The sequence below is a fragment of the Pseudomonas sp. AC532 genome, from assembly GCF_979258965.1.
The window spans coordinates 301,471-316,264 of record NZ_OZ409888.1 but is presented as its reverse complement, the minus strand read 5'-3'; the positions used below and the strand labels follow the sequence as shown (position 1 = coordinate 316,264).

Annotated in this window: 12 protein-coding genes; 1 reads left to right on the top strand and 11 read right to left on the bottom strand. The window is 65.0% G+C overall.

The window, feature by feature from the left end; translation table 11 throughout:
- Positions 1-199: 199 nt before the first annotated feature.
- From pdeM to zwf, 10 genes are all read right to left on the bottom strand, one after another.
- Positions 200-868 carry a ligase-associated DNA damage response endonuclease PdeM gene (gene pdeM, locus ACZ0AV_RS01520; protein ID WP_499149409.1) on the bottom strand — a complete coding sequence of 223 codons (669 nt, stop codon included), beginning with the start codon at positions 866-868 and terminating at the stop codon, positions 200-202.
- Positions 865-3,444: a ligase-associated DNA damage response DEXH box helicase gene (locus ACZ0AV_RS01515; protein WP_499149408.1), complete on the bottom strand. Its 2,580-nt coding sequence runs from the start codon at positions 3,442-3,444 to the stop codon at positions 865-867. The genes pdeM and ACZ0AV_RS01515 overlap by 4 nt, the downstream gene beginning before the upstream one ends.
- The gene (locus tag ACZ0AV_RS01510; RefSeq protein ID WP_499149407.1) at positions 3,441-5,180 is read right to left on the bottom strand and encodes an ATP-dependent DNA ligase; all 1,740 of its coding nucleotides are present in this window, start codon (positions 5,178-5,180) and stop codon (positions 3,441-3,443) included. The genes ACZ0AV_RS01515 and ACZ0AV_RS01510 overlap by 4 nt, the downstream gene beginning before the upstream one ends.
- Entirely contained in the window at positions 5,177-6,190 is a 1,014-nt protein-coding gene (locus ACZ0AV_RS01505) for a ligase-associated DNA damage response exonuclease (RefSeq protein ID WP_499149406.1), read from the bottom strand. Before ACZ0AV_RS01505 ends, ACZ0AV_RS01510 begins: the two co-directional genes overlap by 4 nt.
- A 113-nt stretch (positions 6,191-6,303) precedes the next feature.
- Positions 6,304-6,462 (bottom strand): DUF3309 family protein, encoded by a 159-nt coding sequence (locus ACZ0AV_RS01500; RefSeq protein ID WP_004373322.1) that lies wholly within the window; start codon positions 6,460-6,462, stop codon positions 6,304-6,306.
- A 377-nt stretch (positions 6,463-6,839) separates the two neighbouring features.
- Positions 6,840-7,658, bottom strand: a complete 819-nt coding sequence (locus tag ACZ0AV_RS01495; protein ID WP_499149405.1) for a shikimate 5-dehydrogenase — start codon at positions 7,656-7,658, stop codon at positions 6,840-6,842.
- 8 nt (positions 7,659-7,666) lie between these two features.
- Positions 7,667-9,292: an NADP-dependent glyceraldehyde-3-phosphate dehydrogenase gene (locus tag ACZ0AV_RS01490; RefSeq protein WP_499149404.1), complete on the bottom strand. Its 1,626-nt coding sequence runs from the start codon at positions 9,290-9,292 to the stop codon at positions 7,667-7,669.
- Between the two features lie 60 nt (positions 9,293-9,352).
- Positions 9,353-10,012 (bottom strand): bifunctional 4-hydroxy-2-oxoglutarate aldolase/2-dehydro-3-deoxy-phosphogluconate aldolase, encoded by a 660-nt coding sequence (locus ACZ0AV_RS01485; RefSeq protein ID WP_499149403.1) that lies wholly within the window; start codon positions 10,010-10,012, stop codon positions 9,353-9,355.
- Positions 10,013-10,033: 21 nt separating this feature from the next.
- A complete protein-coding gene (gene pgl, locus ACZ0AV_RS01480) occupies positions 10,034-10,747 on the bottom strand; it encodes a 6-phosphogluconolactonase (RefSeq protein ID WP_499149402.1) in 714 nt (237 codons plus the stop codon).
- Positions 10,734-12,203 (bottom strand): glucose-6-phosphate dehydrogenase, encoded by a 1,470-nt coding sequence (gene zwf, locus ACZ0AV_RS01475; protein ID WP_499149401.1) that lies wholly within the window; start codon positions 12,201-12,203, stop codon positions 10,734-10,736. The genes pgl and zwf overlap by 14 nt, the downstream gene beginning before the upstream one ends.
- A 232-nt stretch (positions 12,204-12,435) precedes the next feature.
- On the opposite strand from zwf, the gene ACZ0AV_RS01470 reads away from it, so the two are divergent.
- Positions 12,436-13,296, top strand: coding sequence for a MurR/RpiR family transcriptional regulator (locus ACZ0AV_RS01470; RefSeq protein WP_499149400.1), 861 nt, complete (start codon positions 12,436-12,438; stop codon positions 13,294-13,296).
- A 198-nt stretch (positions 13,297-13,494) separates the two neighbouring features.
- Here the strand turns inward: ACZ0AV_RS01470 and ACZ0AV_RS01465 are convergent, their stop codons facing one another.
- Positions 13,495-14,727: a maltoporin gene (locus ACZ0AV_RS01465; protein ID WP_499149399.1), complete on the bottom strand. Its 1,233-nt coding sequence runs from the start codon at positions 14,725-14,727 to the stop codon at positions 13,495-13,497.
- Positions 14,728-14,794 lie beyond the last annotated feature (67 nt).

Here is a 14,794-nt window from a genome sequence, read left to right as displayed (position 1 = left end):
TGTAATTGTTGTTGGAACAGGCTGACGTGGGTGGCTATCAACTCTATCGGCGGCCAACCCATCAACTTGAATGCCAGTCATCTTGCAGCCAATCGCGCCGCCGGAGCGGCACCGATAGAAGTCTATAATTGTATATATTTCATATAGATAAGTGATTATCGGGAACGTGCAAGGCTGCCTGTTCGACACGCACTCCGGCTCAAACCTGACTGACCCGCCAGATTCCAGCATCGAGTGCGCCGTAGATCGCCCGCCCCGGTGCCGCCTCGATCGCCATGCCGCCGGTGAATTCGCCAAATGCGGGCAGCAGTGTGATAGCGCGCTCGACGCTGAAGCACGGCATGCGCAGCCGATCGCGGCCTCGCCCGCGCAGCACGAATACCGGATGCAGGTGCCCGGCCAACACGTGCAACCCTGGGCAATCGAGGGGTTCGTGGCACAAGGCGAAAGGCCCCATGCGCCAGGGCTCAGCCACCACCTGGATGTCCAGCTCGGCGTCGGGATCGCCGGCGCTGCGATCATGGTTGCCACGCACGAGCACGATACGCAGCCCTGCATGCCGCTGCCGCCACTCGCTCAAGGCCCTCAGGGTGCTGCCGCCGCGCGCCGGACGGGCGTGCAGGAAGTCACCGAGCAGAATCACCTGGCGGGTCGGGTAGCTCGCCAGCATCACGTCCAGGCGCTGCAGGTTGCGCGCCGTGGTGCCTTGGGGCACGGGCTGGCCCAGGGCGCGGTAGGTGGCAGCCTTGCCAAAATGCGCATCGGCAATCAACAGGGCCTGCTCGGCAGGCCAGTACACCGCCTTGTCCGCCAGCAGCCAGAGGGTTTCGCCGGCAATCTCCACCGCCAGGTAAGGCGGGCTGCTCATGCCTCGCGGTCCTTGGCCTTGCGCCGCGGGCGGCCGTCCTTGCGCGCGCGTTCGCCGCGGCGCACGGGCGGTTCGATCTCGATTTGCGGACTGCCAAAAGCCGCCGCGCCCGGTCCTGCAGCTCGCTCCAGCTCGCCGAGCATGCGCGCGATGCGATCAGCGAGCTTCTCCGAGCTGAGCCGCTCGCGAAAGCGCTCGACCATCAGCGGGAAGGCCAGTGGCGTCGCCCGGCGCAACGCATGCAGGTCGAGACGTGCGCTGCGCATGCTGGCCAGGGTCCGTTGCAGTTGCATCACGTCGAGCTCCTGGCTAAGCACCTCGTCGTGAGCCTGGTTGAGCAGCAAGTTGCCGGGGTCGTACTGGCGAAACACATCGAAGAACAGCCCGCTGGACGCCTGCACCTGGCGCAAGCTCTTGCCCGCACCCGGGTAGCCGCCAAACACCAGCCCGGCGATACGGGCAATCTCGCGAAAGCGCCGCTGGGCCAGTTCGCCGGCATTGAGGCTGGCGAGCACGTCGTGCAGCAGATCGTCATCGCCGAACAGGTCGCCGCCCAGCCAGTGTGCCCAGTCCACCTCACTGGCGCACAGCAACTCCAGGCCATAGTCATTCACCGCGATGGAAAAGCTCAGCGGCTGGCGCTTGCCCAACCGCCAGGCCAGCAGGCTGGCCAATCCCAGATGCACGTTGCGCCCGGCGAAGGGGTACAGGAACAGGTGCCAGCCTTCCCGCGACTGCAGGGTTTCCGCCAGCAGGGTGCCGGGTGCGGGCAGCGCGGACCAGCCGGCCTGTACCTCCAGCAATGGTTGCAGCATGCGCATTTCCGGCCCGTCGAAGCGACCCTGGGCGGCTTCACCGAAGCGCGCCACCACCGCCTCGGCAAGGGCATTGGAAAGCGGCATGCGCCCGCCGTTCCAGCGCGGCACGCTGGCTTTACCGGCTGCGCTGCGTTTGACGTAGGCGGTCATGTTCTCGACGCGCACCAGCTCCAGGGGCCGGCCGCCGAACAGAAACACGTCGCCTGGGCGCAACCGCGCGATGAAGCCTTCCTCGACACTGCCCAGAGAACCGCCGCCACCGCCCTTGCTCCACCATTTCACGGTCAGGCTGGCGTCGCTGACGATGGTTCCCACGCTCATCCGGTGGCGACGCGCCAGGCGCGCGCTGGGCACCCGCCAGATGCCCTCCTCGTCGGGCTCGACGCGCTGGTAGTCGGGGTAGGCGCTGAGTGATTCGCCGCCCTGGCGCACGAACGCCAGCGCCCAACGCCACTGCGCCTCGTCGAGGTCGCGATAGGCCCAGGTGCTGCGCACTTCGCGCAGCAGCTCGTCGGGGCGGAAGCCGCCGCCCAGCGCCACGCTGACCAGGTGCTGCACCAATACGTCGAGCGGCTGGTGCGGAGATTCGCGGGCCTCGACGCGGCCCGCTGCCACGGCATCCTGCACCGCGATGGCTTCGATCAGCTCCAGCGCGTGCGTTGGCACCAGGGTCGCCCGCGAGGTACGCCCTGGTGCGTGCCCCGAGCGCCCGGCGCGTTGCAGCAGCCGCGCAACGCCTTTGGCCGAACCGATCTGCAGCACCCGCTCGACCGGCAGGAAATCAACCCCCAGGTCCAGGCTGGAAGTGCACACCACCGCCTTCAGCTTCCCCTGCTTGAGCCCCGTTTCGACCCAGTCGCGCACCTCACGGGCCAGCGAGCCATGGTGCAGGGCGATCAACCCCGCCCAGTCCGGGCGCGCCTCAAGCAGGGCCTGGTACCACAGCTCCGATTGCGAGCGGGTGTTGGTGAACACCAGGGTGACGCTACTGTTGTCCAGTTCCTCGACCACCTGCGGCAGCAGTCGCAGACCCAGGTGCCCGGCCCAGGGGAAGCGCTCCATGGCCGCTGGCAGCAGGGTGTCGATGCGCGGTGCGGTGCCCTGCTCGCCACGTACCAGGCAGCCGTCGCCATCGGGCAGCAGCACGTCAAGGGCGTGCGCCTGATTACCCAGCGTGGCCGACAAACCCCATACGATCAGCTGTGGGTTCCACCGGCGCAGGCGCGCCAGGGCCAGTTGCAATTGCACCCCGCGCTTGTTGCCAAGCAGTTCGTGCCACTCGTCCACTACCAGCATGCCGACATGGGCGAACTGGGCCTTCGCGTCGGCACCGGTGAGCAGCAGGGTCAGGCTCTCCGGTGTAGTGACCAGTGCCGTCGGCAGCCGCCTGGCCTGGCGCTGGCGCTCGGCGCTGCCGGTGTCTCCGGTGCGCATGCCCAGCGTCCAGGGAATGTCCAGGCCATCGAGCGGCGCCTGCAAGGCACGGGCGGTATCCGCTGCCAGGGCGCGCATCGGGGTGATCCACAATACCGTGAGCGGCGCGGCCGGCGGCGGGCGTTTGCTGCTCACGGCGCTCTTCGCTGCCTTGGCGTTGGCGAAACGATTGAGCGCCGCCAGCCACACGGCGTAGGTCTTGCCGGCTCCAGTGGAGGCATGCAGCAGGCCGCTGCGCCCCTCGGCGACGGCCTGCCATACCTCCCTCTGGAACGCGAAGGCCTTCCAGCCGTTACGCCGCAGCCAGGTCGCGGCCAGGCTCACGGCAGCAGTTCCTGCAGCAGCGCCAGGGTATCCGCCTCCTCGACCGCCTTGTCATGACGCCAGCGCAACATGCGCGGGAAGCGCACCGCGATGCCGCTCTTGTGGCGCGGCGAACGGGCGATGCCTTCAAAGCCCAGCTCGAATACCAGGCTGGGCGTGACGCTGCGCACCGGGCCGAACTTCTCCACGGTGGTCTTGCGCACGATGGCATCGACCTTGCGCATTTCTTCGTCGGTCAGCCCGGAATAGGCCTTGGCGAATGGCACCAGGCGCCTCTCCGGATCACCGGGCGGTCCATCCCACACCGCAAAGGTGTAGTCGCTGTACAGGCTGGCACGCCGGCCATGCCCGCGCTGGGCGTAGATCAGCACGGCATCGACACTCAGCGGATCGATTTTCCACTTCCACCAGACGCCGACATCCTTGCTGCGGCCGACCCCATACGCCGCTTCCCGGCCTTTGAGCATCATGCCCTCCACGCCCAGCGAGCGGGACGCTTCGCGCTGGGCGGCCAACTGCTGCCAGCTGTCGCCATGCAGCAAGGGCGACGGCATCAGGCGCGGGCTGGCACAGGCCGCCACCACCTGCTCCAACTGCGCACGGCGCTGATGCTGCGGCCGGGTCCGCCAGTCCATCCCTGACCATTCGAGCAGGTCGTAAGCGAGCACGGCCACCGGCACTTCATCGAGCAACTTGCGGCTCAGGGTCTTGCGGCCGATACGCTGCTGCAGCAAGGCGAATGGCTGGATACCGTAGTGCTCGAGCTGCGCTTCGACCTGGTCATTCAACCGTTCGGGGGGCTGGTCGGCAGCGTCCGCCATCAGTTCGCCCTGCCTGGCGGTAGCCTCGGGCGCATGCCGCCAGACCACCAGTTCACCATCGATCACCGTGCCGTCCGGCAGCAGTGGCGCCAGTTCCTGCAACTCGGGAAACCGTTCACTGATCAGCTCCTCGCCGCGCGACCAGACCCACAATTGGCCATCACGCTTGACCAGCTGCGCACGGATGCCGTCCCACTTCCACTCGATCAGCCAGTCGCTGGGCGCGCCCAGGCTGGCGTCAAACTCGTCCACGGGGCGTTGCAGTGCATGGGCGAGAAAGAAAGGGTACGGCTGGCCGCCGCGCTGGGCGTGCTCGTCATCCGACTCGGCGGCGATCAGTCGCTCATAGGCGGCCGCCGTAGGCCGGTGCGACAGGTCGGTGTAGCCCACCAGGCGCTGAGCGACACGCTTGGCGTCGACCGCGGCGACGGCGGCCAGCGCGCGGGTGACCAGCAGCTTGGAAACACCGACCCGGAAAGCGCCGGTGATGAGCTTGATGCTGACCATCAAAGCGGGCTGGTCGAGCTGCGCCCACAGCGCATCGAGACGCATGGCCAACTCGTCCGGCGGCAGCCCGCGCAGTGGCAGGAGCTTGTCCTCCACCCACACGGCAAGCCCGTCCGCCGATGTCGAGGAAGCCGGCGGCAGTAGCAGTGCGATGGTTTCCGCCAGGTCTCCGACCGCCGAATAACTCTCCTCGAATAGCCAGTCCGACAAACCGGCGCGCTGCATGGCCAGTTCGCGCAACTGCCTCGATGGCACCAACTGGCGGGGCCTGCCGCCAGCGAGAAAGTACACCGCCCAGGCGGCGTCAGCCGGCTCCGCGGCGCGCAGGTAGTCCTGTAGCGCGGCCAGTTTGGCGTTGCTTGAAGTCGTCGCGTCGAGGCGTGCGTACAGCTGCGCGAAGGCGATCATGCCGCAGGCTCCGTGGCCGCATCGTCTTCCTCGCCGTACTCGGTGGCGAACGCCTGGGCATCCAGCCCCTGCTCGCGCAGGTGGCGCACCAGGATGTTCACCGAGCCGTGGGTGACCATCACCCGCTCGGCGCCGGTCTGCTCGATGGCCCACAGCAGGCCGGGCCAGTCCGCGTGGTCGGACAATACGAAGCCGCGGTCCACACCGCGGCGCCGACGCGTGCCACGTAGCAGCATCCAGCCGCTGGCGAACGCATCGCTGTAGTCACCGAAGCGCCGAATCCAGGTGCTGCCACCGGCCGAGGGCGGTGCCAGGATCAACGCCTGGCGCAGCAGTGGATCACCTTTGGGCACCTCGCCGGCATAGCGGGTTTCGGGCAGGTATACACCGGCGTCGCGGTACACCTGATGCAGCGGTTCCATGGAGCCGTGGCCGAGTATCGGCCCGATGCCGGCATCGATGCCATGCAGAATGCGCTGCGCCTTGCCGAACGCGTAGCAGAACAGCACGCTGGCACGGCCGGCCTGCTGGTTTTGGCGCCACCAGTCGTTGATACCGGCGAAGATCTGCGCCTGGGGCTGCCAGCGATAGATGGGCAGGCCGAAGGTCGATTCGGTGATGAAGGTGTGACAGCGCACCGGTTCGAAAGGCTCGCAGGTGCCGTCTGGCTCGACCTTGTAATCGCCGGACGCCACCCAGATCTCACCGCCGTATTCGAGCCGCACTTGGGCCGAACCCAGCACGTGCCCGGCAGGATGCAAGCTCAGGGTGACGCCGTGGTGGTCGATACGCTCCCCGTAGGCCAGGGTCTGCAGATTGATATCGCGGCCCAGGCGGGCTCGCAAGATGCCCTCACCCGCCGCAGCGGCCAGGTAGTGGCTGCTGCCGGTACGGGCATGATCACCATGACCGTGGGTGATGACGGCACGCTCGACGGGGCGCCAGGGGTCGATGTAGAAGTCTCCGGGTGGACAATACAGGCCTTCAGGCCGTGCGATCACCAGATCCAAGCAGCGACCTCCGGAAATTGGAATGTGCGAAAGAGAAGAGTTACCAAGCCGGTGAGGTCGCCAACGGCTGATGCCGTTGGCGACCTGCCTGCGTCATCGACGCAGGCGCTGGCTCATATGTAGCCGAGCAGCAATAGCACCAGCACGATGACCAGCACCAGACCCAGGCCGCCGGTAGGCCCGTAGCCCCAGCTGCGGCTGTGCGGCCATGCCGGAATGGCACCAATCAGCATCAGGATCAGAATGATCAGCAGTATGGTTCCCAAGCCCATGGCTTTCTCCTTGCTTATCTAACAGCGGCCAAGGTTGCATGGCGCGCCGGGCGTCGGAGGCCTGTGGCAGGCATCCGTTCGAGTGCAGGGCATGGCGCTGCGGCGAAGCCAGCGTCTGGCAGAGCGCTCGTCGCAGCGCCATGCCCTACTCTTTTTACGACTTGGCAACGAAGCGGAAAGTGCGAACTTTTAATCGCCCTGGTGCAAGCAAGCCACCCATCCGCATGGCAGATTGGCGCGCTGGGGGCAGCTCTGCTGTCAGGACATCCCCGGGGGAGCTTCCCTCGCCGCTGATTGCCTGTGCGGCGCGAAACGCGCGGTACGGCCACCATCATTCGCGATGATCGTCGCTGCCAAGAGATTGCCCCTCAGGCCGCCTAAGCGCCAAGGGCGAAGCGTGCAGCGCGCTCGATCATGTCGGCATCGGGGCGCACGCCGGTGTACAGGACGAATTGCTCCACGGCCTGCAGTACGATCACCTCGCCCCCGGTAATCACCGGTTTACCGAGCGAGCGCGCCAGGCGGATCAGCGGGGTTTCCACCGGCACCGCGACCACGTCGAACACCCATTGCGCGTTGGCCACGGCGCGTTCGTCGAATGCCAGTTGCGAGGCCTCTGCGCCATGCATGCCCAGGGGCGTGACATTGACCAGCAACTGCGCCGGCTGTTCATCGAGCGTGGCGCACCAGCTCACCCCGCACTGGCCGGCCAACGCCCTGCCGGCCACTTCGTTGCGAGCGACGATGCAGCCCTCGCTGAACCCGCTGTCGCGCAACGCACAGGCCACCGCCTTGGCCATTCCGCCACTGCCACGCAGCGCATAACGGCTGCCGGTCGGCACGCCATGCTGCCTGAGCAACTGCATCACCGCGCTGTAGTCGGTGTTGTAGCCGGTCAGTTGGCCGCCATCGGCAACGATGGTGTTGACCGACTGCAGGGTGGCCGCCGAGTCATGCAGGCCGTCGAGGTGTTCGATACAGGCTTCCTTGAACGGCATCGACACCGCACAACCGCGAATGCCCAGCGCACGGATGCCGCCGATGGCGGCTGGCAGGTCCGTGGTGGTGAATGCCTTGTACAGGTAGTCGAGCTGCAGCTCCCGGTACAGGTAGTTCTGAAAGCGCGTACCAAAGTTGCCGGGCCGGCCGGACAGCGACATGCACAGGCGGGTGTCCTTGTTGACGGTAAGGGTCATCGCCAACCTCAGAAGATGTAGTCGGTGGTCAGGAAGTTGGAGGCGCGCTGGCGGATCACTTCGCTGACCAGCGCCTTGTTGTCCTCGTTGAAACGCGTCGCCACCAGGGTGCGAATCGAGAAGGTACGCAGCGCGTCATGCACGGACAACGTGCCTTCGGCGGAATCCTTGCGACCGTTGAACGGAAAGGTGTCCGGCCCGCGCTGGCACTGGGCGTTGATATTGATGCGCCCGACCTGATTGGCGAAGGCATCGACGAGCCGACCGATCTGCCGCGCATCGTTGCCGAACAGACTCAGCTGTTGACCGAAATCCGACTGCAGCACGTAGTCGATCACCTCTTCCACATCCCTATAGGGCACCACCGGCACCAGCGGACCGAACTGCTCTTCGCCGTACAGGCGCATCGCAGGCGTCACCGGGCACAACAGCGCCGGGTAGAAGAAACTCTCGCGGTGCTCGCCGCCGCCCGGATTGATGACTTTCGCGCCCTTGTCGATGGCATCGGCCATCACCGTTTTCAGGTAATCGACCTTGCCCGGCTCAGGCAACGGCGTCAGCGCCACACCGGGCTCCCAGGGCATGCCCGGTTTGAGCTGGGCCATGGCGGCGCTGAACTTGTCCAGGAATGGCTGCAGCACAGCCTCGTGGACGAAGAGGATCTTCAGCGCCGTGCAGCGCTGGCCGTTGAACGACAGCGCGCCGGTGAGGGCCTCGCTTACCGCGTTGTCGAGGTCCACATCGGGCAGCACGATGCCGGGGTTCTTGGCGTCCAGCCCAAGGGCGGCGCGCAGGCGGTGAGGTTTGGGGTGAAGTTTCTTCAGGTCACTGGCGCCCTTGTGGGTACCGATGAAGGCGAACACGTCGACCTTGCCACTTTCCATCAGGGCGCTGACGGTTTCCCGACCACGGCCGTAAATGATGTTGATGACCCCTGGCGGGAAGCTGTCGCGGAACGCCTCCAGCAGCGGGCGCATCAGCAGCACGCCGAACTTGGCCGGTTTGAATACCACGGTGTTGCCCATGATGAGGGCCGGGATCAGCGTGGTGAAGGTCTCGTTCAGCGGGTAGTTGTAGGGGCCCATGCACAGCGCCACGCCCAGCGGCACCCGGCGGATCTGGCCGAGCGTGCCCTGCTCCAGTTCGAAACGGCTGGAGCGCCGATCCAGCTCCTTGAGCGCGCCGATGGTGTCGACGATGTAATCGCAGGTACGGTCGAACTCCTTTTCGGAGTCCTTGAGGTTCTTGCCGATCTCCCACATCAACAACTTGACCACCGCGCCGCGCTGTTCGCGCATGCGTGCCAGGAAGGCTTCGACGTGGGCGATGCGTTCAGCAACGCGCAGGTTGGGCCAGTGGCCCTGGCCGTGATCATAAGCGGCGACGGCGGCATCCAGCGCGGCCAGTGCCGCATCGGCATCGAGCAACGGCGTGCTGCCCAGCAGCACCTGGCGCTCGCCCTGCTCCTCGGCTAGATGGATCGGGCTGCGCACCTGCGCCAGCGGCCCCTGCCAGTGGCGCAACTCGCCCCCAACCAGGTATTCGCGTTGTTCGACCGGAGCGTCGGGCCGGTAGGCTTCAGGGATGTCGTGCAGGCGGGGGAACAGCGTGGTGGGATCGAATGGACCGGACATGGCAGGCTCCAGGGCGGAGGAAGCCCGACCAGGCGGCCGGGCCATGGCGAACGGGTTCGCTCAGTCGAGCAGTGCCAGTGCGTCGGCGCTGGCCTGGCGCACGGCGTCCCAGCCGGCCGAGCTGTCGAGCATCCAGCTGCCACCCACGCACATCACGTTGGCCAACGCCATGTAGCGCTTCAGGTTGTCGGGACTGACGCCACCGGTCGGGCAGAAACGAATGTCGCCGAACGGCCCACCGAGGGCCTTGAGCGCAGCGGTACCGCCACAGACTTCCGCCGGGAACAGCTTGAAGCGCCGGTAGCCAAGGGCATAACCGACCATGATTTCCGAAGCGCTGGCAACACCGGGCAACAGCGGAACCGGGCTATCCAGGGCAGCACGCAACAACTGCTCGGTGGAACCCGGGCTGACGATGAACTGCGCCCCGGCCTCCTCCACCGCCTTGAGCATGTGAGTATCGAGTACGGTACCGGCTCCCACACACAGGTGCGGCCGCTGTTCACGCAGAAGGCGGATGGCGGTCAGCGCGTGCGGGGAACGCAAGGTGATTTCCAGTACCTGCAAGCCGCCGGCATCCAGCGCGTCGGCCAGCGGCAGAATGTCTTCTTCGCGGGCGATGGTGATGACCGGCATGATCCGTGCGCGTGCGCACAATGCGTCGATGCTGGTGATCTTTTCAGCCATGGTGGGTGCTGGGCGGCTGATATCGTGTGTCATGTCTTTCGGTCCTTGTTGGCCTCAGGGGCACCAGTAAATTTCTAACGGTGCGCGAATGAACGCGCTGATCGGCATGTTGCGGTGATCACGCTGCTGCAATGCCTGCTCCAGCACACGCAGCTTGCCCTCGCCCTCGATCGACAGTAACGGCAGGCGCGCGGCCTTGAGCACGGGCAGGGTCAGGGTCAGGCGTTGATGCGGCACGCTTGGCGCAAGCATCGGCAGGCAGCGACGCTCACCCTCTTCACGCAGCGCTTCATCCAGATTGGGGCTGTTGGGAAACAGCGAGGCGGTATGCCCGTCGGTGCCCATGCCCAGTACCAGCACATCGATGGCCGGCAGATCCTCTAGCGCCTGCTCGGTGAGCGCCGCGGCCTCGTCGAGACTGCTAGCGCTGTGATACAGGCCAAGCAGTCGTGCTTCGGCAGCCGGCCCCTGCAGCAGGTGCTGGCGTACCAGCGCCTCGTTGCTGTCTTCATGGCCAACCGGCACCCAGCGCTCGTCTGCCAGGCTGACCAGCACCTTGGCCCACGGCAGTGGCTGTTGCGCCAGGGCCTTGAAGAAGGCGATCGGGCTGCGCCCACCGGACACCACCAGAGTGGCCTGGCCGCGGCTGTCTATAGCCTCGCGCAAGGCACCGGCGACATTGTCGGCCAGGGCCTGGGCAAGGTGCTGTGAACTGTCATGGCTGCGGGCGACCACGCCCACCGGAAATTCAAGGTCAGAGATCGCCATACCAGGCCCTCCCGTCACGGGTGATCAGGGCGATGGAACTCATCGGCCCCCAGGAGCCGGCGACGTACGGTTTGGGTGGGTCGCCGAGTTTCTTCCAGCCGGCAATCAGTTGGTCGCACCATTGCCAGGCGTGTTCGATTTCATCCTTGCGCACGAACAGATTCTGGTTGCCGCGCATCACTTCCAGCAGCAGGCGTTCGTAGGCATCGGGAATTCGCGAACTGCCGTAGGTTGCCGAAAAATTCAGTTGCAGCGGACCGCTACGCAGCTGCATGCCCTTGTCGAGCCCCTGGTCCTTGGTCATTACCTGCAGGGAAATGCTCTCGTCCGGCTGCAGCCGAATGATCAGCTTGTTGCCGATCAACTGGCGCTGCTCGGGGGCGAAGATATAGTGCGGCGGCTCTTTGAAATGGATGACGATCTGCGACAGCTTCTGGGCCATGCGCTTACCGGTGCGCAGGTAGAACGGGACACCGGCCCAGCGCCAGTTGCGGATATCGGCGCGCAAGGCAACGAAGGTTTCGGTATCGCTATGGGCGTTGGAATTATCTTCTTCGAGATAACCCGGCACTGGTTTGCCATCGCTGGTGCCGGCCACGTACTGGCCGCGTACCACATGGCGAGACAGCTGCTCGGCGTTCATCGGTTCCAGCGCCTTGAGCACCTTGACCTTCTCGTCACGGATGGCATCGGCGGACAGGTCGCCGGGTGGGTCCATGGCGATCAGGCAGAGCAGCTGCAGCAGGTGGTTCTGGATCATGTCGCGCAGCTGGCCGGCCTTGTCGAAATAGCCCCAGCGGCCTTCGATGCCGACCTTTTCCGCCACGGTGATTTCCACGTGGGTGATGTGGTTCTGGTTCCACTGGGTTTCGAACAGGCTGTTGGCGAAACGCAGGGCGATCAGGTTCTGTACCGTCTCCTTGCCCAGGTAATGATCGATTCGATAGACCTGGGTTTCGGGAAAGTAGGCTGCCACGGCATCGTTGACCGCGCGGGACGACTCCAGGTCATGGCCGATCGGCTTTTCCAGCACCACCCGGGTATTCTCGGCCAGGCCGACTGCAGCCAGGTTGGCGCAGATACCGCCGTACACCGAGGCCGGCGTGGCGAAATAGGCGATCAGCTGGCGGCCGCTGCCGACCGCTTCGGCCAGCTGCGGGTAGGCATCGGCTGGCAGGAACTCCATGCTCAGGTAGCGCAGGCGCGCCTGAAAGCGCTGCATCACCGCTTCGTCCAATTCGTTGGCAGGCAGGTAGCGGCGCAGGTGCGTATCGATGGCCGCCAGGTGCGTGGCCGGGTCCCCTCCTTCGCGGGCCAGGGCGAGCAGTCGGGTGTCCTCGTGCAGCAGGCCGGCTCGATCGAGCTGGTAGAGGGCGGGGAACAATTTGCGCAGTGCCAGGTCGCCCAGGGCACCGAACAGGGCAAAGGTACAAGGCTCAACGGGAATCATCGACATGATCTTTGTTCTTCTATCAAGTTGCCGTATTGATACCGGTTAAGCGCCAGCAGCGCAACCCGGAATGTAGTAATAAAAACAACATTTTTTATAGACTGCGGCGTATCGACAGGCAGTAGACACGTGCAGGTCGGGGGTCTGTTGCCGTTTCAGCAACGCGGCTTGTGCTTAAACGGCAACAGACCCTAGGATAAACCCGGCATTTCATCGGACAAGGACAACAATGGACCGCGTGCGCAACCTTCTCGAGCAGATCCAGGGCCGCCTCGACAGCCTCAACAAGGCCGAACGCAAGGTCGCCGAAGTGATCCTGCACAACCCCCAGCAGGCCACTCGCCTGAGCATCGCCGCCCTCGCCCAGACCGCCAAGGTCAGTGAACCGACGGTGAACCGCTTCTGCCGCTCGTTCGGGGTCAATGGCTACCCGGAGCTGAAAATGCAGCTAGCGCAGAGCCTGGCCAGCGGTGCGGCCTATGTAAGCCGTGCGGTGGAAGCCGACGATGGTCCCGAGGCGTACACCCGCAAGATTTTCGGCAGCGCCATCGCCTCGCTGGACAGCGCCTGCCAGAGCCTCGATCCGCAACTGATCAGCCGTGCCGTGGACCTGCTGATCCAGGCCCGGCAAATCCACTTCTTCGGCCTGGGCGCATCGGCACCGGTCGCCCTGGATGCCCAGCACAAGTTCTTTCGCTTCAACCTGGCGGTGTCAGCCCACGCCGACGTGCTGATGCAGCGCATGCTGGCCTCGGTGGCGCATACCGGCGATCTGTTCGTGATCATTTCCTACACGGGGCGTACCCGCGAGTTGGTCGAAGTGGCACGCCTGGCCCGGGAAAATGGTGCCTCGGTGCTCGGCCTGACTGCAGCCGGTTCGCCTCTGGCCCAGGCATGCAGCCTGAGCGTACATATCCCGCTGCCCGAAGACACCGACATCTACATGCCGATGACCTCGCGGATCATCCAGCTCACCGTGCTCGACGTGCTGGCGACCGGCATGACCCTGCGCCGCGGCGCGGACTTCCAGCCGCACCTGCGCAAGATCAAGGAAAGCCTCAACGCCAGCCGCTATCCGGCCAGCGAAGAACAAGGCTGAGCGGCGAAACGACGATCTCGTAGGGTGGGTTAGGCGCCTGTTGCCGAACCTGACAACAGCACAATTTAACGATGCGCCGTAACCCACCAGGCATCACCGAATACCGCCTGGTGGGTTACGCGGCGCGCCATTACCGCGGTCAGCGCCAGCTCTGCCAATGGCGCCGCTAACCCACCCTACGAAACGGCACACCTGCCATCACTTCCACCAGTACTCCACCTGCACGCCGAAGTTGGAGCCATTGCGGGCGCTGCCAAAGGCGCCGGTGTCGGACAGCGCCGAACCTTCAGCCAGCAGGTTCGCCGCTTCCTGAGCCGCCTTGTTCCACGTGGCGTAGGTGTAATACAGGCGAATTTCCGGGCGTTCGAAGAAGCCAGGACCGTTCGGCGACCACGTGGGCGCAACGGTGAATTTGCTCAGTTTGCGGGTGCCGCCACTGGCGTCCACCTGATCGTGGCCGATCTCGCCAACCAGCTTGAACTGCTGCGTGAAGGCATAGCTGGTGCGTCCGCCTACCGACCACCAGTCCTGGTCCTGGCCGTCATCACGCTTGTCTTTCTGGTAAACGGCCTGCACCTGGCCACCCAGACGCGGCGTCATCTGGAAGTCGAAGAACTCGACCACGCGCCAGCTCTTGGCACTGCGATCCAGGGTCGGGTCACCGGTGTAGCCAAGGCCGGTCCCAGGCCCTTCGCCATATTGCAGGGCAAACTTGTTGTCGCCACCCAGACCGAGGAAGTTCTTCTGCACGTGCTGCCCGGTCACCGCCCAGCCGCTGTTCGCATCTTCAACGGAAGATGGCTTGTCGACGTAGCTGACGCCCACCTCGAACTCGCCGCCCGGGTTGGTCACGAAGCCGCCAACGTTGAAGTCGTGGCGGTTGATGTATTCCTTCTGGTCGTAGCTGTCCTTGCGCGAGAACACGTAGCTGTACTTGTAATCGCCGATCTTCATCTCGTCGATACCGAAACCGGTAGCGCTCTGGTTCCAGTAGTAGAAGTCGGAGATATGGATGTCGTTACGTTTGTAGAAACGGCGCCCCGCCCACAACGAACCGCCATTGAGCGCCGGCATGTTGCTCCACTCGGCATACATCTGATTCATCCGGGCGGTGCCGCGGTCGCCGGTGAACTTGGGCGTATGTCCATACTCGTTGAACAGCTGCGCCATGCCCTCGATGCTCAGCACCGAACCGTCGTCGAGCGAGAACAGATCCTGGCGCAGATCCAGCTCGGCGTAGTGTTCGCATTCGTTACCCAGTCGATACTTGGACCGCGCCCCTGGCAGTTGGAAGCACGACTGCCGGCCGTTGCCATCAGCCGTACCGGCGCCGCTGCGCACGTAGCCCGTAAACTCCAGCGCCATTCCCGTGACCGGCAGCGTCAGGGAGCCCAGCGCGATGGCCAGACCGATACCCGTTGATCGTTTCATATCCTCTCCTGCTGTTTTTATTGTTGTTACCGCTCTGCAATGCCGGCGTCAGGACTGCGAAGCCGAC

Bases quoted from the DNA above. Each gene is read 5' to 3' on its own strand.
- pdeM (WP_499149409.1), bottom strand. From the start codon at position 868: ATGAGCAGCCCGCCTTACCTGGCGGTGGAGATTGCCGGCGAAACCCTC.
- ACZ0AV_RS01510 (WP_499149407.1), bottom strand. From the start codon at position 5,180: ATGATCGCCTTCGCGCAGCTGTACGCACGCCTCGACGCGACGACTTCA.
- ACZ0AV_RS01500 (WP_004373322.1), bottom strand. From the start codon at position 6,462: ATGGGCTTGGGAACCATACTGCTGATCATTCTGATCCTGATGCTGATT.
- ACZ0AV_RS01495 (WP_499149405.1), bottom strand. From the start codon at position 7,658: ATGACCCTTACCGTCAACAAGGACACCCGCCTGTGCATGTCGCTGTCC.
- ACZ0AV_RS01490 (WP_499149404.1), bottom strand. From the start codon at position 9,292: ATGTCCGGTCCATTCGATCCCACCACGCTGTTCCCCCGCCTGCACGAC.
- ACZ0AV_RS01485 (WP_499149403.1), bottom strand. From the start codon at position 10,012: ATGACACACGATATCAGCCGCCCAGCACCCACCATGGCTGAAAAGATC.
- pgl (WP_499149402.1), bottom strand. From the start codon at position 10,747: ATGGCGATCTCTGACCTTGAATTTCCGGTGGGCGTGGTCGCCCGCAGC.
- zwf (WP_499149401.1), bottom strand. From the start codon at position 12,203: ATGTCGATGATTCCCGTTGAGCCTTGTACCTTTGCCCTGTTCGGTGCC.
- ACZ0AV_RS01465 (WP_499149399.1), bottom strand. From the start codon at position 14,727: ATGAAACGATCAACGGGTATCGGTCTGGCCATCGCGCTGGGCTCCCTG.